Genomic DNA, 25,850 nt, shown 5'->3' on the forward strand with positions numbered 1-25,850 from the left:
TGCAATAAAGGCGGCGTTTTGGTAAAGTGATGGTAGACACAAGCGGCAGAAGGTGGAATAAGGATGAAGAAATATTTTAAATTTCAAAAACTGAATGGGATTTCTCCTTATATATGGACGATTTTTTTCATCTTGCCTTTTTATTTTATTTTTAAAAGCTCTTCTACCTTTGTCATCGTGGCCGGCATCATTTTCACGCTTGTTTTCTTTGGCGCATACCGCTTTGCATTTGTTGCAAAAGGCTGGCCGCTTTACTTATGGGCGTTTCTTCTGATCGGCATTTCGACCGGATCAGTCATGCTGTTCAGCTATATTTATTTCGCTTTCTTTATCGCCTACTTCATCGGCCATATCCGGGACAAAGTTCCATTTTACATCTTATATTACATTCATATCATCAGTGCGGCGATTGCCGTCAACTTCAGCCTTGTTCTGAAAAAAGACTGGTTTTTGACGCAAATCCCGTTTATCGTCATCACTCTGATCAGTGCCATCCTGCTCCCGCTCAGCATTCGAAGCAGAAAGGCACGAGAGCGCCTCGAGGAGAAATTAGAATATGCAAATGAACGAATCGCGGATCTTGTGAAGCTGGAAGAAAGGCAGCGCATCGCCCGGGACCTTCACGATACACTTGGACAAAAGCTCTCCTTAATCGGACTGAAAAGCGACCTTGCCCGGAAGTTGATTTACAAGGACCCTGAACAGGCCCGCACTGAGCTGAAAAGTGTTCAACAGACGGCCCGCACCTCCTTAAATGAGGTCAGACAAATTGTCTCGTCGATGAAAGGCATCCGATTGAAGGATGAGCTCGGCAATGTTCGGCAAATTCTTGAAGCGGCAGGAATTGAATTTGTGTATGAAGAAAAAGAAGCGCCAAAACATATCTCTCTGCTGAATGAAAACATCGTCAGCATGTGCATTAAAGAAGCCGTCACCAATGTCGTGAAACACAGCGGCGCCAAAGTATGCCGCATCACCATTCAGCAGCTTTGGAAAGAGGTTGTCATTACGGTAGAAGACGACGGCAGCTTTCAATGCAGAGAAGACCGCTTTTTTTCACAGGGAAACGGCCTGCTTGGAATGAGAGAACGGCTTGAATTCGCGAATGGCAGTTTAGCCATCGATACAGCTGCCGGAACAAAGCTGACCATGAGAATCCCAAATGATTCAAAATCAAAAGAAAAGGATGGTAGCAGATGATCAACATCTTCATTGCCGAGGATCAGCAAATGCTGCTTGGCGCACTCGGTTCGCTGTTGAATTTAGAAGAGGATATGACGGTTGTCGGCCAAGGCACAAGCGGCCAGGATGCCATCGATTTCGTCGAAAAACACGCTCCTGATATCTGTCTGATGGATATTGAAATGCCCGGGGTATCAGGTCTTGAGGCGGCGGAAAAGCTCAAGGACAGGGATGTGAAAATCATCATTTTGACGACCTTTGCCCGCTCCGGCTATTTTCAGCGGGCGCTAAAAGCGGGCGTCAGCGGTTACATGCTCAAGGACAGCCCGAGTGAGGAGCTCGTCAGCGCCATCCGCAGCGTTATGAAAGGAAGACGCGTCTACGCCCCTGAATTAATGGAGGACATCTATGGTGAAGAAAACCCGCTGACTGAACGGGAAAAAGCGGTGCTCGAACTCGTCGCAGACGGGAAAAATACGAAAGAAATCGCAAACGCCCTCAGCATCAAAAGCGGAACAGTCCGTAATTACGTTTCGATGATTCTGGATAAATTAGAAGTGAAAAATCGAATTGAGGCCATTACCCGATCAAAGGAAAAGGGCTGGTTTAAGTAACCAGCCCTCCTTGTTCAGCCAGTGTTTTTGCACTGGCTTATTTTTTTAGCCGTCACTCTGTCTCTTCCTTCCACTTCTTATCAATCAGCATTTTCCCCGGCCATGTGTATGCCATGATGCCGCCGTCTGCCGTGATGTCTTCTCCTGTGACGTATGAGCTGTCATCTGAAGCGAGGAAGAGCGCGACAGCCGCCATTTCTTCCGGTTTTCCGAGCCGGCCGAGCGGTGTGATCCATTTGTTGGCTTCACGGAATGCCTCGCCCATTTTGTCTTCTTTCGTGCCTGCCAGTTTATCAATGAGCGGTGTTTCAATCGTGCCCGGTGATAAGGAATTGACGCGGATTCCGCTTCTGGCGTAATCAATGGCCATTGCTTTAGTCAGGTTCGTGATTCCGCCTTTTGCGGCGTTATAGCCGGAGCGGTCAAGGTCTGCAGCCCGGCCTGACATGGAGGAGGTGTTAATGATAGAGCCTCCTTTTTCGAGCATAAGCGGAATGAGATATTTGCTGCACAGAAATGTGCCGCGCAGATCGACGGCGATGATCCGGTCAAAAAGCTCGACCGGGTATTCATGGACTTTGCCGCCCTCTTGGTCAACACCGGCATTGTTAAAAAGAATATCAATTGTTCCGTACTTTTGCTGAATGCCGTCTGCAAAAGACTTTACGTTTTCTTCGTCTGATACATCAAGATGAAAGGCCTCTGCTTCTCCGCCGTTTTTTCTGATGGCGCTGACGGTTTCATTCAGTTCGCTTTCATTGATGTCACCGCAGATCACGCGGGCGCCTTCATCGGAGAAAATCCGTGCCGTCGCTTGTCCGATGCCTGTCGCGGCCCCTGTGATGATTGCGGTTTTGTCTGTTAATCTTCCCATATTGCGATTCCTCCTTTTTCTATATCTGTTCCCGCTGAATAGGGGGATAAACATATAGAACTCCATTTCTAAATACCTATTAAATATGTTAATATTATGTATATACATCATTGGGAGGCTTACATATTTTGAAGATACATCATAAGAAGGAGATAGCGTTTTATTGTTATACCGTTGTCCCTATATGGTTTGCTATTTCCTTCGTTATTTCGATTTTATTTCATGACATCACATTTCCTCTCACTGTAAGAAATGTTCTGCACGAGTCTTTGCGAAACATGGGATCTCTTCTCTTATTTAGTTTGTTTTTCTACCCGTCATACATATGGATGAAGAAGGAATTCGGCCGCTGGAAAGAAGAAGAAAGGAGAGGATGATCAGCATTCTCTCTTTTTTATTGATAAAATGGGTGAAATGAATCCATTAACATGTTAAATTTACAATATATGCATCTGCTGATCCAGTTGACAATTGTCACCGCATATGATAAATAGATGCTGAAAAGATTTTACATACCATCAAAGCATAATTAAAGGAGAGATCTGAAGTGCGGAAAAAAAAGTTTAAAGCAGAATCCAAGCGTTTGCTGGATATGATGATTAACTCCATTTATACGCAGAAGGAAATTTTCCTCAGAGAGTTAATTTCCAATGCGAGCGATGCGATTGACAAAATCTATTACAAGGCGCTAACCGATGATTCTTTAACGTTTGATCAAGACAATTACTACATAAAAGTAACAGCGGACAAAGAGGCAAGAACGCTCACTGTCACAGATACCGGTATCGGAATGACAAAAGACGAGCTTGAACAGCATCTCGGAACGATTGCGAAAAGCGGTTCACTCGCTTTCAAGCAAGAAAATGACACGAAAGACGGCCATGACATTATCGGCCAGTTCGGCGTCGGGTTTTATGCGGCGTTTATGGTGGCTGATAAAGTCACGGTGAAAAGTAAAGCGCTCGGCAGTGACGAGGCGTATGTATGGGAGTCGGAAGGGGCTGCCGGCTACACGATCGAGCCGTGTGACAAGGAAACCGTCGGTACTGAAATCACCCTGAAAATAAAAGAAAACACAGAAGATGAAAGCTATGATGAGTTTTTAGAAAACTACCGCATCAAAGCGATCGTGAAAAAGTACTCAGACTTTATCCGCTACCCGATCAAAATGGAAGAGACGGTCAACAAGCCGAAAGAGGGCAGCGAGAACGAGTTTGAAGAGGTTCAGGAAGAACAGACGGTCAACAGCATGGTGCCGATCTGGAGAAAAAACAAAAGCGAGCTGACGGATGAGGATTACGAGGCTTTTTATGCTGAGAAGCATTACGGCTTCGATAAACCGCTGACTCACGTGCATATCAGCGTCGATGGAGCGGTGCGCTACAATTCGATTTTGTTTATTCCGGAAAACATGCCGTTTGACTATTATACGAAGGAATTCGAAAAAGGACTGGAGCTGTATTCCAACGGCGTGCTGATCATGAACAAATGCGCCGACCTGCTTCCGGATCATTTCAGCTTTGTAAAAGGCATGGTGGATTCTGAAGATCTGTCGCTGAACATTTCCAGAGAGATGCTGCAGCATGACCGTCAGCTGAAGCTGATTGCGAAAAACATCAATAAAAAAATCAAAGCCGAGCTGAAGAGCCTGCTGAAGAACAAAAGGGAAAAATACGAATCTTTCTATGAATCTTTCGGCAGACAGCTGAAATTCGGCGTCTACAATGATTTCGGCGCGAATAAAGACGTATTAAAAGACCTGCTTCTTTTCTATTCATCTAAGGAGAAAAAGCTCGTCACACTGGATGAATATGTGTCCAGAATGCCTGAGGATCAAAAATATATCTATTACGCGTCCGGCGATTCATATGAGCGGATTGAAAAGCTGCCGCAAACTGAAATGGTGGCGGACAAAGGCTACGAGATTCTATATTTCACGGAAGATATTGATGAATTCGCGATCAAAATGCTGACAAGCTATGAGGAAAAAGAGTTCAAATCCGTATCTAGCGCCGACTTAGGCATCGACAGTGACGAAGATGAAAAGCAGACTGAAGCCGAAGAAAACGAATATAAAGACCTGTTTGAAAGCATGAAAGACATTCTTGCGGATAAAGTCAAGAATGTCAGAGCATCAAAACGCTTAAAATCTCATCCGGTCTGCTTTGCGACAGACGGCGAAGTGACGATCGAAATGGAGAAAGTGTTAAACGCGATGCCTGACAGCCAGCAGGTCAAAGCGGAAAAAGTGCTGGAAATCAACCCGAATCACGAAGTGTTTGAGACGTTAAAGAACGCGCACGGACAAGATCGGGAAAAGCTTGCTTTATACACAAATCTTCTCTACAATCAGGCGCTTCTGATTGAAGGGCTGCCGATCCATGATCCGGTCGAATTTACGAATGATATTTGCAAAGTTATGGTATGACGCCAAAAAAGGAATCGCCCATCGGGGGCGATTCCTTTTTTTATTACAGCGTGCGCTGTTTAAGAATTTGATTTTGTTTGCTGCGCTTCTTTAAGGAGAATCGTTTTTTCAAGTGCGTTTCGATTTCTTCTAAACTTCTGCCCTTCGTTTCAGGAACGATGTAAGCGGCGAAGAAGAAGGATGTGAGGCAGATGACTGAGAAAATTCCGAATACCCAGCCGATGCCCATGGCGCTCAGCATAAGCGGGAATACCAGTGAAACGACCAGGTTTGTTGCCGACAGAATCAATGTCGTAAATCCGGTTGCGGCCCCGCGTGCGTTTGACGGGAACAATTCCGGCATCAGGACCCATACGACGGGACCCCATGTCGCCTGGTAAAAGACGATATAGATTCCGAGAAACAGCACGGTCAGCCAAGCCGTTGAAGCTGACAGGCCGGCCAGAAGGAGAATGGCTGATAATGACGCCAGGCTCAAGGTGATGCCGATGCTTCCCCACATCAGCAGTTTTTTCCGGCCGATCCGGTCAATTAGGATCATGGCGGTGATACACATGATGACGTTTAAGACACCGATTCCCATTGTGCCGAGAACGGACGCCGAGGTGCCGAGTCCGGCCTTTGTAAAGATGGTCGGCGCATAGTAAATCACCGTGTTGATACCGACCGCCTGCTGGAAGATGGCGAGGCCGATCCCGATCAGCAGCATAGGGCGGATCCATTTTGCTTTCAGCAAGCCGAGCGTAGATTCTTTTTTCTCAGCTTCACCTTGTTTCATTTCCGCCAATTCAACGGCGATATCCTCTTTGTCGTGCGTCATTTCCATGACTTGTCTGGCTTCCTGTTCACGGCCGCGTTTGACGAGCCATCTCGGTGATTCCGGCATAAACGCGATTCCGATTAATAACAGCGCCGCCGGTACTGCGGCGAGACCGACCATCCAGCGCCAAGCTTCAAATGGGGTGAATATGTAATTCACAATATATGCAAGTAAAATTCCGGTTACAATCATTAAGTTATTCAATGTGCCAAGCGTTCCGCGTATTTTTGTCGGAGCCATCTCAGAAAGATAAACGGGAACAAGCGCCGTTGAACCGCCGACGGCTAATCCGAGAATGACACGTGAGATGATCAGCATGGTGACGGTTTGCGAAGCTGCGCAGGCAAGCGCGCCAAGAATAAAAATGAGTGAAAGGACGAAAACGACTTTTCTCCGGCCCCATCGGTCAGAGCATGTCCCGCTTAAGGCGGACCCGAAAATCGCACCGAGCAGCAGCATGCTGACGACCAATCCCTCAGTCAGCGTGTTTAAAGGAATATCATTGTTGATAAAAAGCAAAGCCCCTGAAATCACGCCGGTGTCATAACCGTAAAGCAGCCCGCCTAATGCTCCGAAAAAGTAAATCAGATATTTTTTGGTGTTTTTCTTCACAGATGATCCTCCTCATCTTTTAGGAACGCATAATAGTTTATTTAGATAACTATTTCATTCCCCTGTGAAAAAAATATAAACCTTCAAAAAAAAACACGCCCTTTTAAAAGGCGTGTTTCTTTTTTCTTAGGAAAACAGCTGGTCGATAAACGCGATTTCTTCCGCAGAAAGCGTAATGGAGGCTGCTTTCATATTGTCTTTTAATTGATCCGCGCGTTTGGCGCCCGGAATCAGGATGTCGATTTCAGGTCTCGCCAAATACCAGGCAAGCACGATATGCGCCGTGTCGGCATTGTGCTTTTCGGCAATCGGTTTGAGCTGGTTGACTTTTTTGATGTTTTCTTTAAACTGCTCCCCTTGGAAATGCGCCTGATCATTGCGCAAATCGCCTTCAGGGAAGGTGGTGTTCTCGTCGTATTTGCCGGCTAACAGTCCGGATACGAGCGGGAAGTACGGGATGAATGAGATGCTGTGTTCTGTCGTATAAGGGAAGAAAGTCTTTTCCGCCTCGCGGTTCAGCAGGTTGTATTCCCCTTGAATCACATCGACTAAGCCGTCTTTGTTGGCTTCTTTCAGCTGCTCCAGAGAGAAATTGGAGACGCCGATGGAACGGATTTTTCCTTCTTTTTTCATCTCATTCAATGCTTGGACGGCTTCGTCCTTCGGTGTGTGCTCATCCGGGAAATGGATGTAGAATAAATCAATGTAATCAGTCTGCAGACGTTTCAGGCTGTCTTCAACTGATTGTTTCAAAAAGGCCGGTGAGTTGTCGAAAACAAAGTCATCGCCTTCTTTTCTGTGCGCGGCTTTTGTGGCGATGAAGACATCCTCGCGGTTAAACTCTTTCAGCACCTCGCCGATTAATTCTTCAGAACGGCCCACCCCGTAAATATAGGCGGTATCTAACATGGTAACGCCGCTTTTAATCGCTTCCCGGATCAATTCTTTTCCCGTCTCTTCATTCAGATTCGGATAGAGATTGTGTCCGCCGACCGCATTTGTTCCCAAACCGATCGGAAATACTTGTAGGTCAGTTTTGCCGATTGTTACTTTGCTCATGTTTTCGCCCCCTGAAAAAGTAGATTAGGATATCACAGCGCCTGCCGGAAAAATACGGCAGCGCATTCTCTATTAATTGTAACGCTATGCCAAGTGAATGTCGATTTGGTGCTCTTGACAATACTTTGTATATTCCTCATCAAGCTGCTGAGAAGTGACGATGCTGTGAAGCCGGTCGAAAGGCGCGTATGTCAGAAGCGTGGATTTGCCGAATTTGGAATGGTCCGCGAGCAGATACACTTCGTTCGCCTTTTCGGAAATTTTCTTTTTCACCTCGTATTCCAGCAAGTCGGAATTCGTCAGGCCGTGGGTGATCGTTGTCCCGGTAGCGGACATGAACGCCTTGTTAATATTGTATTTATTGAGGGTGCTCGGATCATCAATGCCGACAAATGACCTTGTCTTCCGCTTGTAGTTGCTGCCGATGATGATCAGGTCGACATTTTTCATGGATGAAGCGGCGTTAATAATATCAAGACTGTTCGTCAGCACCGTCACATTCTTATCCGGATCAAGCGTCTCCAGCAACGATTTGGTCGTCGTGCCGGAATCAATAAACACAAGATCGTGATCCTCGATAAACCGTGACGCATAACGGGCGATTTTGATTTTTTCATCCTGATGTTGAATGGTGCGGTTCTCAAAAGGGACGAGCATGGATTTTTCTGCTGACGTCACGCCGCCGTACACCTTTTTGATCACCCCTTTTTCCGCAAGCTTATTAATATCACGTCTGACCGTGTTTTTAGAGACGTTGAAAACCTCGCACAGCTCATCCAGCGAAGTGGCTCCGTGTTTGAGAATGTATTCTTCCATCTCCTGAATCCGCATCAGTTTCATAAAAAAACTCCTTCTAGAATTCTTAAAGTAATTAAAATATATAATAAACACCAAAAGTTAATCAATAGTTACTTAACAAATGATAAAAAAGATGGATCTCCCGTACGATTCGACACCGTTCTTCAAGTTCCTGTTTTCCTGCTCTAAAAAGGTATGATGAAAATAATGAAAAAATTTTGATTTTTTAGATTGACTTGGAGTGGCGTGGGGATTAAAATGTAACCAAGAAATGACCAAAATGTAACCCGTAAAATTAAAAATGATAGATGTAACCGTTTGATTGGGTCGGTACATGACCAACTTTTACATGGAAAGAATGGGAGACACCATCATTTTAGCATTTGTAAGCGTTTAATTCATGTCTTTTGTATGTAAAAGATGAATATATCCATCCGTTATTACCCAGCTGAACAGGATGTTTACTATTTAAGGAGGCAATGAGCATGGCAGAGATCAGAAAACTGAAAAACTACATCAATGGTGAATGGGTTGAAAGTAAGACAGATCAATATGAAGACGTTGTCAATCCGGCTACAAAAGAAGTGATGTGCCAAGTTCCGATTTCTACGCAGGAGGATGTGGAGTATGCCGTCCGCTCAGCGTCAGAAGCGTTTAAAACATGGTCAAAGACGGCAGTGCCGCGCCGTGCGAGAATTCTATTTAACTATCAGCAGCTTCTCCAGCAAAACAAAGAAGAGCTTGCCCGTCTGATTACTTTGGAAAACGGTAAAAACACGACAGAAGCACTCGGTGAAGTGGGACGCGGAATTGAAAATGTCGAATTCGCAGCAGGCGCGCCGTCACTCATGATGGGCGATTCACTTGCCTCTATCGCCACAGATGTAGAAGCGGCGAACTACCGCTATCCGATCGGGGTGGTCGGCGGCATCGCACCGTTCAATTTCCCGATGATGGTCCCGTGCTGGATGTTCCCGATGGCCATTTCGTTAGGAAACACGTTCATTCTGAAGCCGTCTGAGCGCACGCCGCTGTTAACGGAAAAACTGGCAGAGCTGTTTGAACAGGCCGGTCTGCCGAAGGGCGTCTTCAATATCGTGCACGGCGCGCATGACGTCGTAAACGGCATTCTTGAGCATCCGGAGATTAAAGCCATCTCATTCGTCGGTTCAAAACCTGTCGGCGAGTATGTTTTCAAAAAAGGCAGCGAACATTTGAAACGCGTGCAGGCGTTAACGGGGGCGAAAAACCACACGATCGTGCTGAATGACGCCCACCTTGAAGATACAGTCACAAACATTATCGGCGCGGCATTCGGTTCGGCAGGAGAGCGCTGTATGGCTTGCGCGGTTGTGACGGTTGAAGAGGGAATCGCCGATGAGTTTATGGCGAAATTACAGGAAAAGGCCGCGGACATCAAGCTCGGAAACGGACTGGATGACGGCGTGTTCTTAGGCCCGGTCATCCGCGAGGACAACAAGAAGCGTACGCACAGCTATATTGAAAAAGGTATCGAAGAGGGAGCGAGACTGCTTTGTGACGGCCGTGAAAATGTAACGGAAGACGGCTATTTCGTCGGACCGACGATTTTTGACAACGTGACGACAGATATGACGATCTGGAAAGATGAAATCTTTGCGCCCGTTCTGTCGGTCATGCGTGTGAAAAACTTAAAAGAAGCGGTTGATATCGCCAACCAGTCTGAATTTGCGAACGGCGCCTGCCTGTTCACGTCAAATGCGAATGCAATCCGCTACTTCCGTGAAAATATTGACGCGGGAATGCTCGGGATCAACCTTGGCGTCCCGGCGCCGATGGCATTCTTCCCATTCTCGGGCTGGAAGTCTTCTTTCTTCGGCACACTGCACGCAAACGGAAAAGACAGCGTTGACTTTTATACACGTAAAAAAGTTGTGACGGCACGATATCCATCTCCTGATTTCAATTGACAGCCGGCCCGGACGGCTTTGTGATTCCGTCCGGGTTTTCTTTTACCATCAATTAAGGAGGAATACACATGAGTCATTTGCTGCGCAAACCGCAGGCCGATGAGATTTCTCAAGGCGTGAACATCATACATGACGTCACTTCAGCCAATTCAGACCTCAAATACGTCGGATTTAAAGTCGTTGATCTCGCTCCCGGCTCAACATATACAGAAGATTTGAAAAAGACGGAGTGCTGCATCGTGGCGCTCACGGGAAAAATCACCGTCACGGATCATGATCAGACATTTGAAAGCATCGGCACCCGTGAAAGCGTATTTGAAAGAAAGCCGACGGACAGTGTTTATGTGTCCAATGACCGCTCCTTTGACATCACAGCCGTCAGCGGGGCGAGGGTCGCGCTGTGCTACTCTCCGTCCGAACACCAGCTTCCGACAAAGCTGATTAAAGCGGAAGACAACAGTGTGGAACATCGCGGCAAGCTGGCAAACAAACGAACCGTTCATAACATTCTCCCCGATTCAGATCCATCGGCAAACAGCCTTCTCGTTGTTGAAGTTTACACGGACAGCGGCAACTGGTCGAGCTATCCGCCGCATAAACATGACCAAGACAATCTGCCGGCTGAATCCTTTTTAGAAGAAACCTATTACCATGAAACGGACCCGCCGCAGGGGTTTGTCTTCCAGCGTGTGTACACGGACGACCGCTCGATTGACGAGACGATGACCGCAGAAAATGAAAACGTTGTCATCGTGCCGGCGGGCTATCACCCGGTCGGTGTTCCGGACGGGTATACCTCTTACTACCTGAATGTAATGGCGGGACCGACACGAAAATGGAAGTTTCATAATGATCCGGCCCATGAATGGATTCTGGAACGCTGACAAGTGAGGAGTGGCAGATAACGATGAAGTATACGTTTAATGAAGAAAAAGAGTTTGATATTGTCGCAATCGGACGCGCGTGTATTGATTTGAACGCGGCGGAATACAATCGGCCGATGGAAGAAACGATGACGTTTTCTAAATATGTCGGCGGTTCCCCGGCAAATATTGCAATCGGCAGCGCCAAGCTCGGATTAAAAGCCGGTTTTATCGGCAAAATCCCGGACGACCAGCATGGCAGATTCATCGTTTCCTATATGCAGGGAAAGGGCGTTGATACGTCACAAATGGCCGTTGACAAAGAAGGGCGCAAAGCCGGACTCGCTTTTACGGAAATTCTCAGCCCCGAAGAGTGCAGCATTCTGATGTACAGAGATAACGTGGCGGATCTGTATCTTGAGCCGTCGGAAGTCAATGAAGGCTACATCGCAAACGCGAAAATGCTGCTCGTATCAGGCACGGCGCTTGCGAAAAGCCCGTCGCGCGAAGCTGTCCTAAAAGCGGTGCATATCGCAAAAAAACATGACGTAAAAGTCGTTTTTGAGCTCGACTACCGTCCGTATACATGGCAATCGGCAGAAGAAACCGCCGTGTATTACACGCTGGCGGCGGAACAATCCGATATCGTCATCGGAACGCGTGACGAATTTGACGTGATGGAAAACCGCAGCGGCGGAGACAACGATGAAACCGTCCGCCGTTTGTTTGCGCATTCCGCCGATCTTGTCGTTATTAAGCACGGCGTTGACGGATCATACGCATACAGCAGATCGGGAGAAGTTTTCCGGGCGCGCGCCTATAAAACAAAGGTGCTCAAGACATTTGGAGCGGGTGATTCCTATGCGTCTGCCTTCATCTACGGACTTGTCAGCGGCCGGGATATTGAAACGGCCTTAAAATACGGGAGCGCTTCCGCTTCCATCGTCGTCAGCAAACACAGCTCGTCAGAAGCCATGCCGGCTGCCGGTGAAATCCTCGAACTGATTGAAGCACAGCACAGCCTGAATGGTAAATAGAACGTATAAAAGGTGGGATCGTTTGTGGGCAAGACAATTCGCTTAACGACAGCACAAGCGCTGATTAAATTCTTGAACCGGCAGTATATTCATGTTGATGGGAATGAAGAGCCGTTCGTTGAGGGCATTTTCACGATTTTCGGCCATGGAAATGTGTTAGGGATCGGGCAGGCGCTTGAGCAGGACGCCGGGCACCTGAAAGTGTATCAAGGCAAAAATGAACAAGGCATGGCGCATGCCGCAATGGCATACAGCAAGCAGATGCTGAGAAGAAAAATTTACGCGGTATCGACATCGGTCGGTCCGGGTGCCGCAAATTTGACGGCTGCCGCGGGTACAGCGCTGGCCAATAACATTCCGGTGCTGCTGCTTCCGGCTGATACATTTGCGACGAGGCAGCCTGACCCGGTGCTTCAGCAGGTGGAGCAGGAATACAGTGCCGCCGTCACGACAAACGATGCATTAAAGCCTGTGTCCCGCTATTGGGACCGCATCACCCGCCCCGAGCAGCTGATGAGCAGCTTAATCCGGGCCTTTGAAGTGATGACGGATCCGGCAAAAGCGGGCCCGGCGACAATCTGCATTTCTCAGGATGTCGAGGGAGAAGCATTTGATTTTGATGAACGCTTCTTTGAAAAACGCGTTCATTACATGGACCGGATGCAGCCGAGCGAGCGTGAGCTGAGGGGCGCCGCGGAGAGAATCAAGGAGAGCAGCCGTCCCGTCATTTTAGTGGGCGGCGGCGCGAAGTATTCCGGGGCGCGCGAGGAATTGATTGCGCTTTCTGAAACATACGGGATTCCGCTTGTCGAAACGCAGGCCGGCAAGTCAACGGTTGAAGCTGATTTCGCCAACAATCTGGGCGGCATGGGCATCACGGGCACACTCGCCGCGAACAAAGCCGTCCGTCAGGCTGATCTTATCATCGGTGTCGGCACACGGTATACGGACTTTGCGACATCCTCGAAAACGGCGTTTGATTTTGACAAAGCAAAATTCCTGAATATCAATGTCAGCCGTATGCAGGCTTACAAGCTTGACGCATTTCAGGTCGTAGCCGATGCGAAAGTGACGCTCGGCAGGCTGCACGGCTTATTAGACGGATATAAAAGTGCATTCGGCACGGCGATTAAAGACTGGAAAGATGAATGGCTCGCTGAACGGGACCGGCTCGGCAAAGTCGCTTTTACACGTGACGCATTCGAACCGGAAATTAAGAACCATTTCTCACAGGACGTGTTAAACGAGTATGCCGACGCGCTCGAGACTGAGCTGCCGCAAACAACGGCGCTGTTGACCATCAACGACACGATTCCTGAAGACAGCGTCGTCATCAGTTCGGCGGGCTCTCTTCCGGGAGATCTGCAGCGGCTGTGGCATTCCAATGTCCCGAATACGTACCATCTGGAGTACGGCTATTCCTGTATGGGATATGAAGTATCAGGCACGCTCGGCCTCAAGCTGGCCCACCCAGACAAAGAAGTCTATTCACTCGTCGGTGACGGAAGCTTTCTGATGCTGCACTCAGAGCTGATTACCGCGCTTCAATATAACAAAAAAATCAATGTCCTGCTCTTTGATAACTCCGGCTTCGGCTGTATCAGCAACCTGCAGATGGATCACGGCAGCGGCAGTTATTTCTGCGAGTTCCGCACAGAGGACAATCAGATTTTAAACGTTGATTACGCGAAGGTGGCAGAGGGCTACGGCGCTAAAACATACAGAGCCAATACGGTTGAAGAGCTGAAGGCGGCGCTTGAAGATGCGAAAACGCAAGACGTATCCACTTTAATTGAAATGAAGGTTCTGCCGAAAACGATGACGGACGGCTATGACAGCTGGTGGCACGTCGGTGTGGCGGAAGTGTCTGAGCAGGAAAGTGTTCAGCGGGCATTCGAAGCGAAAGAGATGAAGCTGAAGTCTGCGAAGCAGTACTAGAGGGGAGGCATCACGATGAGCAAACAAGATATTCTGTGGGGTATCGCCCCCATTGGATGGCGCAATGACGATATGCCGGAAATCGGAGCCGGGAATACGCTGCAGCATCTGTTGAGCGATATTGTCGTCGCCGGCTTTCAAGGAACGGAAGCGGGAGGATTTTTCCCTGAACCTTCCGTCCTGAATAAGGAGCTGGCTCTCAGGAACTTGCGGATTGCGGGGAAATGGTTCAGCAGTTTTATCATTCAAGACGGTATTGAAAAAACGGCTGAATCATTTACGGAACACTGCGATTATTTGCAGAAAGTCGGAGCGGATGCCGCCATCGTTTCTGAACAGACGTACAGTGTCCAGGGCTTGGACATTGATGTATTTAAGAAAAAACCGCACTTCACAGATGAAGAATGGGATACGCTGTGCAATGGCTTAAACCGTCTCGGGAAAATCGCGAAGGAATACGGGCTGAACCTCACTTTTCATCATCATCTCGGCACAGGCGTCCAGACGGCGGAAGAAGTTGACCGGCTGATGGAAGGAACGGACCCCCGGTATGTCCATTTACTTTATGATACTGGCCATGCCTATATCTCCGACGGAGACTGCATGACGATTCTCAACAAGCATATGGATCGGATCAGACACGTTCATTTCAAAGATGCGCGGATTGACATTATGGAGCGGTGCAGACAAGAAGGCAAGTCATTCAGGCAGTCGTTTTTACAGGGCATTTTCACGGTTCCCGGAGACGGATGCATCGACTTTACCGAAGTGTACCGGACGCTCATCCGTCATGATTATTCAGGCTGGATCGTCATTGAAGCCGAACAAGACCCCGCAATCGCCAATCCGCTTGAGTACGCGCTGATAGCGAGAAAGTATATCGACAGTGAACTGCTTGATCCTGCAAATTAGAGGGGGGCTTATATGAATCGTGCCATGGCGGAATCAGCTTTCAGCAAAAGGACCATCTATGACCGGTATTTTGCTCATATGTGTGACGGCCATCGGGCTTGTCTTCGCACCGAATACGTCCGGCAATCCGCTTGAACAGATTCAGCAGGAACTGTACGGTGCTCCTCAGGACGGCAGCGACAAAAGAAAGACGAGAACCATTATTTGATTATCATAAGGAGTGGCGATCAATGAACTTACGTATAGGTGTTATCGGAACCGGTGCTATCGGAAAGGAGCACATCAACCGCATCACAAATAAGCTGTCCGGAGCGGAAATTACCGCTGTAACAGATGTGAATCAGGAGGCCGCGAAGCAGACCGTTCAGGATTTCGAATTAAACGCCTCCGTTTATCCTGATGACGACAGCCTCCTCGCTGCTGAAAATGTGGACGCCGTCTTAGTGACAAGCTGGGGTCCGGCTCACGAGTCCAGCGTTCTGAAAGCGATTCAGCACGGCAAGTATGTGTTTTGTGAAAAGCCGCTCGCCACAACGGCAGAAGGCTGTATGCGCATCGTCAAAGAAGAAATGAAGACGGGCAAACGTTTAGTCCAGGTAGGCTTCATGCGCAGATATGACAGCGGTTACATTCAACTGAAAGAAGCGATCGACAATCGTGCGGTCGGCGAGCCGCTGATGATTCACTGTGCGCACCGCAACCCGACAGTCGCATCGAATTATTCAACAGACATGGCCGTCGTTGATACGCTCGTTCATGAAATTGATGTCCTCCACTGGCTCGTCAATGACGATTATGAATCCGTACAAGTCATCTATCCGAAGAAATCAAAAAATGCGCTGCCGCATCTCAAAGATCCGCAGATGGTCATCATCGAAACAAAAGGCGGTATCGTCATCAATGCCGAAATCTATGTGAACTGCAAATACGGCTATGACATTCAATGTGAAATCGTCGGGGAAGACGGTGTTATCAAGCTCCCGGAGCCATCAAGCATCAGCTTGAGAAAAGAAGGAAAACTCAGCACCGATATCCTGATGGATTGGCAGCGCCGATTTGTGGCTGCGTATGATGCGGAAATTCAGGACTTCATTGATTCGATCCGGAAAAAGGGCGAAGTCAGCGGTCCGACGGCATGGGACGGTTATATTGCCGCGGTGACAACTGACGCGTGCGTAAAAGCTCAGGAATCCGGACAGAAAGAGCCAGTGGCGCTGCAAGAAAAACCGGCATTCTATCAATCCTTTACGACTGTGAGCAAATAATAGATTTGGAGTGAAAGCAATGAAACTGGCCTTAGATCCATCCATGTACCGTGATGATTTAACGTTAGAGGAAATGGTCTATAAAACGGCGGAGCTCGGATACGAGTATATCGAACTGTCCCCGCGCGAGGATTTCTGTCCTTTCTACAAATATCCGAAAGTCGATTCAGCAAAAATCAAACAATTGAAGCGTCTTTTAAAGGATACAGGCGTGAAGCTGTCCTCTCTTCTGCCGCTTTACCACTGGGCGGGGCCTGATGAAGACCGCCGCCAGGCCGCTGTGCGCAACTGGAAACGGGCGATCGAAATTGCGGTTGAGCTTGAAGTGGATTTGATGAACAGTGAATTCAGCGGTTCAAAATATGATCCGTTGACAAGTGAAGAAAAATTCATCAAATCCATGGATGAGCTTCTGCCCGTCTTTGAAAAAGAAGGCGTTAAACTCAATCTGCAGGCCCACCCGTACGATTTTATCGAGACGCACAAAGGTGCGATGGATATGATCCGCGCGCTTGATAAGGATTGGATCAATCTTGTCTACTCGACGGCACATACGTTCTTTTACGATGACGGCAAAGGCGATATTGCGACTATGTTTGATGAAGCCGGCTGCCGCCTCACACATGTTTTATTTGCAGATACCTTTAATCATAAAGCGGCTCACGGCCTGCGTTACATCGTCAATCCGCCTGACGCGAAAGTAACGGTTCATCAGCATTTGGACATCGGGCAAGGCGAGGTTGATTTTGATACGATTTTCAAAAAAATGAGAGAGATGAAGTTCGACGGAATTGCGACGAATGCCGTTTTCGCTTGGGTCGGCAAAAGAGCGGATGAATCAAGCCGGTTCATGCTTAAGAAATTAAAAGAAGAATTAGGTATGGCATAAGCTTTAGTACGGAGTTCGGCGGGGCGGAAAGGCTCCTCAGCTAAACGCAGATGGGAGAGGCTGACATGAAACTTTGCTTTAATGAAGCGACAACTCTGGAGAATTCAAACCTGAAACAGGATTTAGAGCTGTGCGAAAAGCACGGCTATGATTATATTGAAATCCGCACAATGGATAAACTGCCGGAATACTTAAAAGATCATTCACTGGCTGATCTGGCGGAATATTTTCAAACCCATCACATTAAACCGCTTGCCCTGAACGCACTAGTTTTCTTCAACAACCGTGATGAGCAGGGATATAGGGAGACCATTTCGGAATTCAAAAGCATGATGGAAACGTGCGAAACGCTCGGCGTGAAATATGTGGTGGCCGTGCCGCTTGTGACAGAGCGGAAAATCTTGAAAGAAGAGATCAAAAAGAGCAGCGCAGAGGTGCTGACTGAGCTTTCGGACATCGCGGAGCCGTACGGCGTAAATATCGCCCTTGAATTTGTCGGCCACCCGCAATGCACGGTCAATACATTTGAACAGGCGTATGACATCGTGAACGCTGTCGGCCGCGATAATGTCGGACTGGTGTTTGACAGCTTCCATTTCCACGCGATGGGCTCCAATATTGAAAGCCTGAGGCAGGCGGACGGAAAGAAAATTTTCATCTATCATATCGACGATACAGAAGATTTCCCGATCGGCTTTTTAACGGATGAAGACCGCGTCTGGCCGGGGAAGGGAGCGATTGACTTAGACGCCCACCTGTCAGCGTTAAGGGATATCGGATTCAATGATGTTGTCTCCGTAGAACTGTTCAGGCCTGAATATTATAAGCTGACCGCGGAGGAAACGATCAAAACGGCAAAGGAAACAACGGAAGCCGTCGTATCAAAATACTTCATGAAGGAGGCGTGAACATGGCTTTTGTCACCATGAAACATCTTCTTGCAGAAGCGAAACGGGAGCAGTATGCAGTCGGCCAGTTTAATATAAACGGTCTGCAATGGACGAAGGCGATTCTGCAAGCGGCGCAAAAGGAGCAATCGCCGGTCATCGCCGCGGCTTCCGATCGTCTGGTCGATTATTTAGGCGGCTTTAAAACGATTGCCGCCATGGTCAGCGCGTTAATGGAGGAAATGGCGATTACCGTTCCCGTCGTGCTTCATCTTGATCACGGAAGCAGTGCGGAACGCTGCAGACAGGCCATTGACGCCGGATTCAGCTCAGTGATGATTGACGGCTCCCATCAGCCGATTGACGAGAACATCGCGATGACAAAAGAAGTCACCGATTATGCCGCAAAGCACGGCGTGTCAGTAGAAGCCGAAGTCGGCACGGTCGGCGGCATGGAAGACGGTCTGGTCGGCGGTGTCCGCTATGCCGATATCACGGAATGTGAGCGGATTGTCAAAGAAACCAGCATCGACGCGCTGGCCGCCGCCCTCGGCTCTGTACACGGCAAATATCAGGGTGAGCCGAACCTCGGATTTAAGGAGATGGAAGCGATCTCCCGCATGACTGATATTCCTCTCGTTCTTCACGGGGCATCCGGAATTCCGCAGGATCAGATCCAAAAAGCCATCACGCTCGGCCACGCGAAAATCAATATCAACACGGAATGTATGGTCGCCTGGACAGACGAAACACGCCGCATGTTTCAGAAAACCAGCGATCTGTATGAGCCGCGCGGCTACATGATACCCGGCATTGAAGCCGTGGAAGAGACGGTGCGAAGCAAAATGAGAGCGTTCGGATCAGCCGGAAAAGCCGCTAAACAGCAGGTCGGCTGAATGAAAAAGCACTCACAACCTCGTGAGTGCTTTCAATACTTCCGTTTATTTCCAACAAATCAACCTGTTTTCTGACTGAAAGCGGATTGTACAGGGAGAAGGTATCAAAGTCATTGATGAACACACGGTTATGGTCAGCGGCAAGATTTTTTCTAAATGCTTTCAAATTGTAGTCTGTAATGAGAATATAAGCTGCGGTATACTCTGACATAGCATGCACCCTACGTAAGGTCTCGTTTAGTAAAATTTCTTATTCCATATACCAGGAGAACGATACAGGTACTTACCATAATCGTATAAAATAAGAAATTTGATTGGATCGGTGATTCATCTTCGGGTGACATTGCTAACATAGGCTGTGTCCATGGATATACTTGACCTAATGGTGTACTGGCAATAATGATGGCTGGTAATGTAAAAACAATGCTAACAGCGAGTGGTATGCCGAATGTTTTAGACCTGATTGAAACAATAAGCTGCAGTAAAATCAATGGTAAACAAGCTAGGATCCCTCTAATTCCATATCCTAATATTGTGAATAAAGGAAGGCTTCCGCTTATGCCTAACATATAACCTAATCCGATAAATAAGAGGATTAAAATGAACATGCTAATGAGTATCATACGGACCACTGTTAGAAACTTTCCCAGAAAGATATCTGAGTGTTTGACTGGTAAGGCGAGAAGCTGTTTCCAACCGCCACCTACATGTTCCCCCCTGCAAACAAGAGCGGCGAAAATTCCCACTATAATAGGTAATACAAAAGGGCCCATAAATAAAGCAACTTGTGTCCAAGCCTCTAACCAAGCATTGTCTCCAGGATTCATAAAAAGGTTATAGTTTTTAATAAAGTTAGTGTATGCCAGGGATACACCTAACAAAGGCCCTAATAAATAGATGATCCATAACTTTGATCGCTTAAGCTTTAAACGTTCTACAAATAAAATGTTTTTCAAGTATTTCGCCTCCTTTTTACAAAGCATCCCGTTTAGCAAAATGAATAGAGCCCAGAAATAATATAATTATCCCTAAGAAAAGACTAATGCAAAGGTAAGATGAAAGATCTGGGTTATATCCTATACCTTCATACTGCAGAATGACTGTCGAAGATTGACTAGGATAAGCCAGCGGAAACCATCTCGTTGATTGAGCAGCAGCCAAAAACAAACCCATTATAGATGATACTGATCCTACAAGAATTGAGAATGCTTGGTTGCTAAACACCATAGATAACCATATCTGGAATGCCATTATAGGCAGTACTGTAACTAACATGCTGTAACTATCTCCAAACAAAAGTCCCCAAGGTACACTACCTTCAAATCCCACCAGTTTGCCCAGCAGTACCATGCCGAGCAAAAAGATTGTTGACGAAATAAATAAACTGACTACTAAACAAATAAATTTACTTACATAAATTCGCATTCTAGATACGGGAAAAGAAAGGGTTTGCTTCCATCCGTTTGCTTGATGCTCTATATTTGCTATTATTGACGCAGAAAGTGTGGCGGCTAATGGAAAACCCAGACCAAATAACAAACTATTATCATACAGTAAATACATCCACATTGATCCAGCATGGAACATTTCAGCTTGTTTTTCCACGTATTCAGATCGATAAGTAAGATTTACCAACTCATATGCTATAATGAGTAAGGGAACCAACAAGACGACAATCAATAACGACGAACGTTTCAGTTTTAATTGATCTGCCCATAATAACTTTTTCATAGACTTCCCTCTGTACCAGTTAATTCTAAAAAAATATCTTCAAGCGATCGTGTCTTTTCTTCAAGTCGAAATACAGACAGCCCTGAATGAAGAAGTATGGAATTGATTTCTGAAACAAACTCCGGTTCTGTTTGAGACAGCCACAAATAATTTTTTTGTAAATCAACCTTTAATCCTTTCCTGTTTAATATTGTTTTTGCTTCGATTACGTCACTAACACCGACTTTTAATAGTGGTTTTCGTTTTTGATGTAAACTTGCAATTGAGTCCTGAAAAATCATCCTTCCATTGTTTATAATCCCCACTTGAGTAGCCATTTGATCTATTTCACTCAACAAGTGGCTGGATACAATGACACTCATTCCTGATTTAGGCAATTCTTTGATTAACTCTCTTATTTCTTGAATACCAGATGGATCTAAACCATTTGTCGGTTCATCCAGAATTAATAAATCAGGACTGCTTAACAGGGCAACTGCAATTCCCAAACGTTGTTTCATTCCAAGGGAATACTCCTTAGTCAGTCGATTTGCTACTTTAGATAACCTTACAGTTTCCAATACTTCATTGACCCGTTGTTCCGGAAGTCCTCGTAACCTCCTAACAGCTTCTAAGTTTTCGTAACCGGTTAAATTACCATAATAAGTTGGAGATTCTACCAGTGACCCGATTCTTTGTAATATCTGCAAACGATTCTTGTTTAGGTTTTGGCCAAAAATTTCGATGTTTCCTTTTGTTGGTTTAATTAAACCTAATAACATTCGGATGGTTGTTGTTTTACCAGCACCATTCGGTCCAAGAAAACCATAAATTTCGCCGCGTCTAATCCTTAAGTTTAATCCATCAACTGAAGTATGCTTTTTATACTTTTTAGTTAGATCGTGTGTTACCACTATTTGATCATTCATTTGTCTCTCACCTCACTTTTATCATAAGCGATGTTCTTTAAACACAAACGAAACTCTTCCTAAACATTCACTTAACGACATCCATGGTTTATTGACTGCATATTGTAAACACTATTTGATTGAATATTCTGAAACCTAAACGAAAGCTAAATTCTTCCCTTTTCCAACTCTTATGTATTCGAGTTCATTTAAAATAAGAAAAAAGGGAGGGTAATTTATGACGTTAGAAGAGAACAAAATCCTCATGGTGGATGATGACGAACATATCTTAAACTTATTAATAACTTGCTTTGAAAAGGAAGGTTTCAGCAATATTTCCACAGCTATGACAGGGAGCGAAACCCTTCTGAAAATCGATCAGGAACTTCCGAATATTATTTTATTAGATGTCATGCTTCCGGACACTGATGGCTTCACCTTGTGCAGCAAAATACGCTCCCATACAAATGTGCCGATACTCTTCTTAACGGCAAAAACAACAGATTTAGATAAATTGCAGGGATTTAGTTTTGGGGGAGATGACTATATTACTAAACCATTTAATCCACTGGAAATTGTAGCTCGTGTAAAAGCCCAATTAAAGAGAACGACTCAACTCTCTTCTTCTTATCCTCTAAAACAGGTATACGATTATGAATATTTTAAAATAGATCCCAATACGGGAAGACTTGTTGTTAACGGGACAAGAGTTGATTGCCCTGCTCAGGAAATGAAACTTCTGATTTATTTTTGTGAACATCCCAATCAAATTTTAAGTAAACACCAAATTTATAAAGATGTGTGGGGAGAGTTTTATGGCGGAGATAGTACTGTAATGGTGCATGTAAGACGATTACGTGAAAAATTAGAGGAAGATCCGAGCAGACCAAGATGGATTAAAACAGTTCGGGGGCAGGGTTATATATTTGAAGTAGAGCCTATAAATGAGGATTTATTTTGAAGCTGAGAAATAGGATAGCATTTTACTTCGTATCGCGACTTTTTTTACTCATGTTTATTTGGGGTCTGCTCATTGTGGGGAGTATCATTTTTTTCAGTCTCGTCTTGGGTCAGAATAAAACGGAAACTCCACACTTATCCTTAAAAAAAATTGTTGGCCAAACAATTGTTGCAGATAAACACTTTTCAATTAATACGAAAGCAAAAGAAGATTTATTAGAGAACCGGATGTGGATTCAAATTTTAGATGAACAAGGAGATGAGGTTTTTTCTTTTAATAAACCTAAAAATATACCTAAGCATTATATTCTTGGAGAGTTAATATCAGATTACATGTATCCTGCCAAAAAAGGTTATCAATTATCTACGTGGTACGAAACGAAAAACAATCAGGATTTAACATGGGTATTGGGAAAGCCGATGGAAAAAAATAACCCTTTTTTCTATTGGGTGAATAACTTGTGGATTGTTGCTATTATGATTGCAGGGATTGTAATTGCCATATTTTATGGAAAAAAACTAGGTGCGCCCCTGCTGTTTATTGTATCTTGGATTGAGAATTTGTCTAAAGAAAAATATGAAGAACCTTATGACTGGAAGTTTCATTCAAGCAAACATAGACATAATAGATCTGGATATAAGACCTATCAAGAATTAATGCAGGCTTTGTCTGAACTTACCTCAACGCTTCAAAAGAATAAGACTGAGAGAGAATTATTAGAAAAGACACGAGAAGAGTGGATGGCTGGTGTCTCACATGATTTAAAAACTCCTCTTTCGGTTATTAAGGGGTATACTGTCCTTTTATCTTCAAATGAATATGAGTGGGAAAATCAGCAAGTGCGAGATTTTTCCTTAATAATGGAAGAACGTGTCGAATATATGGAAAAGCTGATTGAAGATTTCAACTTAACTTTTCAATTGAAAAATGAGTCGCTTCCAATCCATCTTGAAGAAAAAAACGTAGTGAAAGTAATGAATAACACTTTAGAAAAAATGAAGTTGTTACCGGAGTCAGAGAATAAGAGATTCGCTTTAGAATCCAGTCACAATAAGATACTTTTTAATATGGATGAAAGGTACCTAAAGCGTGCAGTTGAAAACTTGATTGCTAATTGTATTAAACATAATCCTCCGGGCACTAAAATAAAGGTCATCTTATACCAGGACGTGTTACATGACAATGAAATACAAATTATAATAGAGGACGATGGGATAGGAATGGATGAAGAGACGGTTGAATGTTTATTTGATCGGTATTTCAGAGGTATAAGCGCATCATCTAATAACTCCGGGACTGGATTAGGAATGGCTATTGCTAAACAAATTATTAAGGCACATGGGGGAAATATTGATATATACAGTCAGCCGGGAATGGGCACAAGATTTAAAATTACCTTTCCGGGCTTGGCATCTAATTATAACAATGTCAATTAGGGTGAAGCGGGTCTTTATAAAGGCCCGCTTTCTCTTGTTGCAGGGAACCGCTGAAAGCATTATGATGGGGGCATCAAATAATGATGGCTCCGAAAAGCCGTATCCTTTTGGAGGATGGTTGCATGAATAAAATCATGATAGTAGAAGACAGTGAAGACATTCGCGGACTATTGCGGAATTACCTTGAAAAGTACGGCTATCAAACCGTAGCCGCTGATGATTTTACAGCTGTTCTTGATGTTTTTTTGCGGGAAAAACCTGATGTGGTGCTGCTTGATATCAACCTGCCGTCCTATGACGGCTATTATTGGTGCCGACAGATCCGCCAGCATTCCACAAGCCCGATCATTTTCATCTCAGCCAGAAGCGGGGAAATGGATCAGGTGATGGCGATTGAAAACGGCGGAGACGATTATATCGAAAAGCCGTTTTCCTACGATATTGTGCTCGCGAAAATCAAAAGCCAGATCCGCAGGGCATACGGAGAGTACGCCGCCAAGCAGGGAGAGAAAGTGGTTGAATATGCCGGTGTGCAGCTCTTTGTCGAACGGTTTGAACTGCGCTTTCAAGACGAAAAAAGCGAGCTTTCTAAAAAAGAAAGCAAGCTTTTGGAGGTGCTGCTGGAGCGGGGAGAAAAGGTGACGGGGAGAGACCGGCTCATGGAAAAAACGTGGGACACCGACATTTTCGTCGATGACAATACACTTAACGTGTATATCACGCGGCTCAGAAAAAAACTGCGGGAGCTGAATGCGCCTGTTTCCATTGAATCGGTGCGGGGCGAAGGCTACCAGCTGAGGGCGCTGTCATGAAGCTGTTTCTCCGGTCTCATGCCGTGCTGATTCTGCTTTTTCTTCTTCAAGGGCTGTTTGTCTTCTTTTATTACTGGTTTGCGGGTCTTCATTCTTTTTCCCACCTGTTTTACATATTGGGCGTGCAGCTTCTTATTTTGGCAGGGTACCTGGCCTATCGCTGGTACAAAGACCGCGGCGTGTATCATTGGCTCAGCTCGGACCAGGAAGGGACGGACATCCCGTATCTCGGTTCTTCAGTGTTTTGTTCAGAGCTGTATGAAAAGCAGATGGAGCTGATCCGGCTGCAGCACCAGAAGCTCCATGAGACCGAAGCCAAGCTCGACGCGCGGGTGACGTATATGAATCAATGGGTGCACCAAGTAAAGACGCCGCTGTCGGTCATTAATTTAATCATTCAGGAAGAGGATGAGCCCGTCTTTGAACAAATCAAAAAAGAGGTCCGGCAGATTGAATTCGGGCTGGAGACGCTCCTTTATTCATCACGGCTCGACCTGTTTGAGCGGGATTTTAAAGTCGAAGCGGTTTCCTTATCAGAGCTGCTCCAATCGGTCATTCAAAGCTATAAACGGTTTTTTATTCAATACCGCGTCTATCCGAAAATAGACATTCGCGATGATCATCAGATTTACACCGATGCCAAATGGCTCAAATTTGCGATCGGCCAAGTGGTCACAAATGCGGTCAAGTATTCGGCAGGCAAGAGTGACAGACTGGAGCTGAATGTCTTCCGCGATGAAGACAGGACGGTGCTTGAAGTCAAAGATTACGGTGTCGGCATTCCCTCGCAGGACATCAAGCGGGTGTTTGATCCTTATTTCACCGGCGAAAATGGGCGGCGTTTCCAAGAGTCTACAGGAATCGGTCTCCATCTCGTCAAAGAAATTACGGGCAAGCTCAATCATACGGCGGACATCAGTTCGTCCCCCGGTGAAGGGACATCGGTTCGATTTTCATTTCTTACAAAAATGTAAGACTGCGTTAAGAAAACAACATAGCT

General features: G+C 45.9%; 23 protein-coding genes and 2 pseudogenes. 17 read left to right on the top strand and 8 right to left on the bottom strand.

The genetic code is table 11. From position 1 onward, the window contains the following. Positions 1-63: 63 nt before the first annotated feature. On the top strand, positions 64-1,200 hold the full coding sequence (locus tag ACH32G_RS05495) for a sensor histidine kinase (RefSeq protein ID WP_064779183.1): 1,137 nt from the start codon (positions 64-66) through the stop codon (positions 1,198-1,200). Next, positions 1,197-1,796 (top strand): response regulator transcription factor, encoded by a 600-nt coding sequence (locus ACH32G_RS05500; protein ID WP_045925587.1) that lies wholly within the window; start codon positions 1,197-1,199, stop codon positions 1,794-1,796. The genes ACH32G_RS05495 and ACH32G_RS05500 overlap by 4 nt, the downstream gene beginning before the upstream one ends. Positions 1,797-1,848: 52 nt before the next feature. On the opposite strand, the gene ACH32G_RS05505 is transcribed toward ACH32G_RS05500, so the two are convergent. After that, positions 1,849-2,670 (bottom strand): SDR family oxidoreductase, encoded by an 822-nt coding sequence (locus ACH32G_RS05505; protein ID WP_415305559.1) that lies wholly within the window; start codon positions 2,668-2,670, stop codon positions 1,849-1,851. 547 nt (positions 2,671-3,217) lie between these two features. Here ACH32G_RS05505 and htpG point away from each other — a divergent pair. Then, positions 3,218-5,098 carry a molecular chaperone HtpG gene (gene htpG, locus ACH32G_RS05510; RefSeq protein ID WP_327814917.1) on the top strand — a complete coding sequence of 627 codons (1,881 nt, stop codon included), beginning with the start codon at positions 3,218-3,220 and terminating at the stop codon, positions 5,096-5,098. Positions 5,099-5,141: 43 nt separating this feature from the next. Here htpG and ACH32G_RS05515 read toward each other — a convergent pair whose 3' ends face one another. The 3 genes from ACH32G_RS05515 to ACH32G_RS05525 form a co-directional block, all read right to left on the bottom strand. Next, positions 5,142-6,530, bottom strand: a complete 1,389-nt coding sequence (locus tag ACH32G_RS05515; protein ID WP_016937415.1) for a sugar porter family MFS transporter — start codon at positions 6,528-6,530, stop codon at positions 5,142-5,144. Positions 6,531-6,656: 126 nt separating this feature from the next. Continuing rightward, positions 6,657-7,589: an aldo/keto reductase gene (locus tag ACH32G_RS05520; protein ID WP_448814080.1), complete on the bottom strand. Its 933-nt coding sequence runs from the start codon at positions 7,587-7,589 to the stop codon at positions 6,657-6,659. Between the two features lie 84 nt (positions 7,590-7,673). Further along, positions 7,674-8,429 carry a DeoR/GlpR family DNA-binding transcription regulator gene (locus ACH32G_RS05525; RefSeq protein WP_188154246.1) on the bottom strand — a complete coding sequence of 252 codons (756 nt, stop codon included), beginning with the start codon at positions 8,427-8,429 and terminating at the stop codon, positions 7,674-7,676. A 443-nt stretch (positions 8,430-8,872) separates the two neighbouring features. On the opposite strand from ACH32G_RS05525, the gene iolA reads away from it, so the two are divergent. The 10 genes and pseudogenes from iolA to iolJ all read left to right on the top strand — a co-directional run bounded on the left by iolA (position 8,873) and on the right by iolJ (position 19,023). After that, a complete protein-coding gene (gene iolA / locus ACH32G_RS05530) occupies positions 8,873-10,336 on the top strand; it encodes a methylmalonate-semialdehyde dehydrogenase (RefSeq protein WP_448814081.1) in 1,464 nt (487 codons plus the stop codon). A gap of 68 nt (positions 10,337-10,404) precedes the next feature. Next, a complete protein-coding gene (gene iolB, locus ACH32G_RS05535; protein ID WP_327814914.1) occupies positions 10,405-11,220 on the top strand; it encodes a 5-deoxy-glucuronate isomerase in 816 nt (271 codons plus the stop codon). A 23-nt stretch (positions 11,221-11,243) separates the two neighbouring features. Beyond that, positions 11,244-12,236 carry a 5-dehydro-2-deoxygluconokinase gene (gene iolC / locus ACH32G_RS05540; RefSeq protein WP_448814082.1) on the top strand — a complete coding sequence of 331 codons (993 nt, stop codon included), beginning with the start codon at positions 11,244-11,246 and terminating at the stop codon, positions 12,234-12,236. Between the two features lie 24 nt (positions 12,237-12,260). Then, positions 12,261-14,174: a 3D-(3,5/4)-trihydroxycyclohexane-1,2-dione acylhydrolase (decyclizing) gene (gene iolD / locus ACH32G_RS05545; RefSeq protein ID WP_448814083.1), complete on the top strand. Its 1,914-nt coding sequence runs from the start codon at positions 12,261-12,263 to the stop codon at positions 14,172-14,174. A gap of 15 nt (positions 14,175-14,189) precedes the next feature. After that, entirely contained in the window at positions 14,190-15,086 is an 897-nt protein-coding gene (iolE, locus tag ACH32G_RS05550) for a myo-inosose-2 dehydratase (RefSeq protein WP_095241096.1), read from the top strand. 55 nt (positions 15,087-15,141) lie between these two features. Then, a pseudogene (locus ACH32G_RS05555) lies at positions 15,142-15,294 on the top strand (MFS transporter); the annotation flags it as partial. A gap of 22 nt (positions 15,295-15,316) precedes the next feature. Next, entirely contained in the window at positions 15,317-16,351 is a 1,035-nt protein-coding gene (locus ACH32G_RS05560) for a Gfo/Idh/MocA family protein (protein WP_448814084.1), read from the top strand. A gap of 19 nt (positions 16,352-16,370) precedes the next feature. Beyond that, positions 16,371-17,240 (top strand): sugar phosphate isomerase/epimerase family protein, encoded by an 870-nt coding sequence (locus ACH32G_RS05565; RefSeq protein WP_366970973.1) that lies wholly within the window; start codon positions 16,371-16,373, stop codon positions 17,238-17,240. Between the two features lie 65 nt (positions 17,241-17,305). Continuing rightward, entirely contained in the window at positions 17,306-18,148 is an 843-nt protein-coding gene (gene iolI / locus ACH32G_RS05570) for a 2-keto-myo-inositol isomerase (protein WP_366970974.1), read from the top strand. Positions 18,149-18,150: 2 nt separating this feature from the next. Next, on the top strand, positions 18,151-19,023 hold the full coding sequence (gene iolJ, locus ACH32G_RS05575; protein WP_049627678.1) for a 6-phospho-5-dehydro-2-deoxy-D-gluconate aldolase: 873 nt from the start codon (positions 18,151-18,153) through the stop codon (positions 19,021-19,023). Here iolJ and ACH32G_RS05580 read toward each other — a convergent pair. The 4 genes and pseudogenes from ACH32G_RS05580 to ACH32G_RS05595 form a co-directional block, all read right to left on the bottom strand. Further along, positions 19,004-19,228 (bottom strand): annotated as a pseudogene (locus tag ACH32G_RS05580) (hypothetical protein); the annotation flags it as partial. The gene iolJ and the pseudogene ACH32G_RS05580 overlap by 20 nt on opposite strands. A gap of 16 nt (positions 19,229-19,244) precedes the next feature. Continuing rightward, the gene (locus ACH32G_RS05585; protein WP_232904829.1) at positions 19,245-19,979 is read right to left on the bottom strand and encodes an ABC transporter permease; all 735 of its coding nucleotides are present in this window, start codon (positions 19,977-19,979) and stop codon (positions 19,245-19,247) included. Positions 19,980-19,995: 16 nt separating this feature from the next. After that, a complete protein-coding gene (locus tag ACH32G_RS05590; protein ID WP_007614844.1) occupies positions 19,996-20,754 on the bottom strand; it encodes an ABC transporter permease in 759 nt (252 codons plus the stop codon). Then, a complete protein-coding gene (locus ACH32G_RS05595; RefSeq protein ID WP_042635632.1) occupies positions 20,751-21,662 on the bottom strand; it encodes an ABC transporter ATP-binding protein in 912 nt (303 codons plus the stop codon). The genes ACH32G_RS05590 and ACH32G_RS05595 overlap by 4 nt, the downstream gene beginning before the upstream one ends. A 217-nt stretch (positions 21,663-21,879) precedes the next feature. Here ACH32G_RS05595 and ACH32G_RS05600 point away from each other — a divergent pair, with 217 nt between their 5' ends. From ACH32G_RS05600 to yxdK, 4 genes are all read left to right on the top strand, one after another. After that, positions 21,880-22,602, top strand: coding sequence for a response regulator transcription factor (locus ACH32G_RS05600; protein ID WP_047477465.1), 723 nt, complete (start codon positions 21,880-21,882; stop codon positions 22,600-22,602). Then, positions 22,599-24,038 (top strand): sensor histidine kinase, encoded by a 1,440-nt coding sequence (locus ACH32G_RS05605; protein ID WP_198698243.1) that lies wholly within the window; start codon positions 22,599-22,601, stop codon positions 24,036-24,038. The genes ACH32G_RS05600 and ACH32G_RS05605 overlap by 4 nt, the downstream gene beginning before the upstream one ends. Before the next feature lie 122 nt (positions 24,039-24,160). Further along, a complete protein-coding gene (gene yxdJ / locus ACH32G_RS05610; RefSeq protein WP_047477471.1) occupies positions 24,161-24,850 on the top strand; it encodes a two-component system response regulator YxdJ in 690 nt (229 codons plus the stop codon). Further along, the gene (gene yxdK, locus ACH32G_RS05615) at positions 24,847-25,824 is read left to right on the top strand and encodes a two-component system sensor histidine kinase YxdK (protein WP_095241101.1); all 978 of its coding nucleotides are present in this window, start codon (positions 24,847-24,849) and stop codon (positions 25,822-25,824) included. The genes yxdJ and yxdK overlap by 4 nt, the downstream gene beginning before the upstream one ends. Positions 25,825-25,850 lie beyond the last annotated feature (26 nt).

The sequence above is a fragment of the Bacillus sp. CIS52 genome, from assembly GCF_053545315.1.

What these genes read in the sequence shown, in the direction of transcription:
- ACH32G_RS05595 (WP_042635632.1), bottom strand. Translation starts at nt 21,662, where the DNA reads ATGAATGATCAAATAGTGGTAACACACGATCTAACTAAAAAGTATAAA.
- ACH32G_RS05495 (WP_064779183.1), top strand. Translation starts at nt 64, where the DNA reads ATGAAGAAATATTTTAAATTTCAAAAACTGAATGGGATTTCTCCTTAT.
- ACH32G_RS05565 (WP_366970973.1), top strand. Translation starts at nt 16,371, where the DNA reads ATGAAACTGGCCTTAGATCCATCCATGTACCGTGATGATTTAACGTTA.
- iolC (WP_448814082.1), top strand. Translation starts at nt 11,244, where the DNA reads ATGAAGTATACGTTTAATGAAGAAAAAGAGTTTGATATTGTCGCAATC.
- yxdJ (WP_047477471.1), top strand. Translation starts at nt 24,161, where the DNA reads ATGAATAAAATCATGATAGTAGAAGACAGTGAAGACATTCGCGGACTA.
- ACH32G_RS05590 (WP_007614844.1), bottom strand. Translation starts at nt 20,754, where the DNA reads ATGAAAAAGTTATTATGGGCAGATCAATTAAAACTGAAACGTTCGTCG.
- ACH32G_RS05560 (WP_448814084.1), top strand. Translation starts at nt 15,317, where the DNA reads ATGAACTTACGTATAGGTGTTATCGGAACCGGTGCTATCGGAAAGGAG.
- iolA (WP_448814081.1), top strand. Translation starts at nt 8,873, where the DNA reads ATGGCAGAGATCAGAAAACTGAAAAACTACATCAATGGTGAATGGGTT.
- ACH32G_RS05600 (WP_047477465.1), top strand. Translation starts at nt 21,880, where the DNA reads ATGACGTTAGAAGAGAACAAAATCCTCATGGTGGATGATGACGAACAT.
- iolI (WP_366970974.1), top strand. Translation starts at nt 17,306, where the DNA reads ATGAAACTTTGCTTTAATGAAGCGACAACTCTGGAGAATTCAAACCTG.
- yxdK (WP_095241101.1), top strand. Translation starts at nt 24,847, where the DNA reads ATGAAGCTGTTTCTCCGGTCTCATGCCGTGCTGATTCTGCTTTTTCTT.
- iolJ (WP_049627678.1), top strand. Translation starts at nt 18,151, where the DNA reads ATGGCTTTTGTCACCATGAAACATCTTCTTGCAGAAGCGAAACGGGAG.
- ACH32G_RS05500 (WP_045925587.1), top strand. Translation starts at nt 1,197, where the DNA reads ATGATCAACATCTTCATTGCCGAGGATCAGCAAATGCTGCTTGGCGCA.
- iolE (WP_095241096.1), top strand. Translation starts at nt 14,190, where the DNA reads ATGAGCAAACAAGATATTCTGTGGGGTATCGCCCCCATTGGATGGCGC.
- ACH32G_RS05520 (WP_448814080.1), bottom strand. Translation starts at nt 7,589, where the DNA reads ATGAGCAAAGTAACAATCGGCAAAACTGACCTACAAGTATTTCCGATC.
- ACH32G_RS05505 (WP_415305559.1), bottom strand. Translation starts at nt 2,670, where the DNA reads ATGGGAAGATTAACAGACAAAACCGCAATCATCACAGGGGCCGCGACA.
- ACH32G_RS05525 (WP_188154246.1), bottom strand. Translation starts at nt 8,429, where the DNA reads ATGAAACTGATGCGGATTCAGGAGATGGAAGAATACATTCTCAAACAC.
- iolB (WP_327814914.1), top strand. Translation starts at nt 10,405, where the DNA reads ATGAGTCATTTGCTGCGCAAACCGCAGGCCGATGAGATTTCTCAAGGC.